Source organism: Rhabdochromatium marinum (assembly GCF_016583795.1).
GTDB classification, from domain to species: domain Bacteria; phylum Pseudomonadota; class Gammaproteobacteria; order Chromatiales; family Chromatiaceae; genus Rhabdochromatium; species Rhabdochromatium marinum.
The window spans coordinates 1-1,702 of record NZ_NRRS01000161.1 but is presented as its reverse complement, the minus strand read 5'-3'; the positions used below and the strand labels follow the sequence as shown (position 1 = coordinate 1,702).

Annotated in this window: 2 protein-coding genes; both read left to right on the top strand. The window is 39.0% G+C overall.

Annotated features, from left to right (window positions below; genetic code table 11):
* Nucleotides 1-1,093, top strand: a 1,093-nt coding sequence (locus CKO36_RS18995; RefSeq protein WP_207161527.1) for an ABC transporter substrate-binding protein, incomplete at its 5' end; no start/stop codon positions are given.
* A gap of 60 nt (nucleotides 1,094-1,153) precedes the next feature.
* The gene (locus CKO36_RS18990) at nucleotides 1,154-1,597 is read left to right on the top strand and encodes a hypothetical protein (RefSeq protein ID WP_200286467.1); all 444 of its coding nucleotides are present in this window, start codon (nucleotides 1,154-1,156) and stop codon (nucleotides 1,595-1,597) included.
* The last annotated feature ends 105 nt before the right edge of the window (nucleotides 1,598-1,702 follow it).

Here is a 1,702-nt window from a genome sequence, read left to right as displayed (position 1 = left end):
CATCGGCGCTGTCCTTGGGTTGGGTTGCACCTCCAAGACTACGCCTTTCCCGGACTCCTGCCGCCCCATGCCTCGCGCTGATCACCTACTGAAATTGTTGGTTTTGGACCGAGGGATGATCAAGGCCTTAATTGCTAACCCTTACTACTATGACAAAGATTTATTAAAAGTAGAAAAATTCACTATTTACACAAAGTTGGATCCCAAGGTTGCATTATATGATGTCATGGAATCTGAAGGTCATCTGGATATTATGCCCATCGCATTTCCTGACGTTAACTTAGTAAGTTCTTCTCCTTACGCCAAGTTAGTTACAAGGCCGTCAACAGATAATATAGCCATTCATATAAATATGATTAATGGTAACAAAAAACTAAAAGATAAAAACGTTCGCCTTGCTCTAAATAGAGCAATAGATCAGCAGCAGCTATTAAGGCATGCATTTTCCGGTTATGGTCAAATAAAGCCTACGTTAGCTTCACCTAATTTTCCTGGCGTTAAAGATGCTGTAAAAAATCTGAAGGCCTATTCAGAAATTGAGCCACCAAAAGAAATACGGCAGGAACTAAAGAGCATTGTAGGTGGGCTAAAACTTAAAGTGCTAACACAACAGAAGTTCATGTTTCTCTGGCGTTCATTAGATCGAGATTTACGCAAAGTTGGTGTAAAACTTGATTTTGAAATTATTGATGAAACGACTATTTTTGAACAACTTCTGTCTACCAACGCGGGTAAGAATACAAAATCGTGGGATTTGATTGTTTGGGGTGATGATGATTGGTACTTCAATCATCCATGGTCTGCAATCTTTGTTTATCAGCCAAATAGTGTTTGGAGTACGATGCCAGCGGATCCTCTGATGGGCAAGTATATTGACGAAATGCTTAAAGCAGCTGCCAACACCCCACAATTCAGTGAAGTTCTAACAAAAATGATTAATCATGTCTACAAAAATGCTTATATGCTTGTTGTACCGGCTCCTAACAAGGTTGTTGCAGTCAATAAGAAGGTTTCTTACACCCCATTACCAATGGCTTCTCTTCCATTATGGGAAATTGAGGTGAGCGATGATCATTGGTCGATAAAAAAATAACGAAGATACGTAGCCACTTGCTTAAATATTTAAAAAATTTCTTTTTATCGAGATAGTAATATGAAAATAAAATTAAAGCTTAGAAGTCAATTGTTACTTATTTTTTCTTTAATAGGGATACTGCCAGTTGCAATTGTTGCTACCATTTCATTAATGAAATCGAGTTCAGCACTGGAAAGTGAAGCATTGCAGCAGCTGGTAGGTTTACGAGACGTTAAGGCGAATCAAATAGAAAGTTATCTTAGCAGTGCAAAAGAAGACATTTCTATCCTATCAAATAGCAGAGATGTATATGAGTTGTTCCATGCGCTGCAAGTGTATCAAGAGTTAGAAGAAATCGTTTCTGAAAATGATAAGTTTGGCGTCGACAATATAGACTATGAAGGAATTTGGGAAGAAAGAGGTGAAAATCTATTAAAATATGTAGATGTTTTGGGCTATCGTGACCTTTTATTATTATCTGCTGATAAGGGTCATATTATCAGCCCTTTTAAGGTGGGCTAACCAGCGGCCAGAAGCTTGGCGGTCGAGACATGCGGCTTATCTTTGTATCGAGTGCGTTTGGTCAGCGGTTTTTTCGGACCCCGGCGATTTTTTCGCATGGCTTTC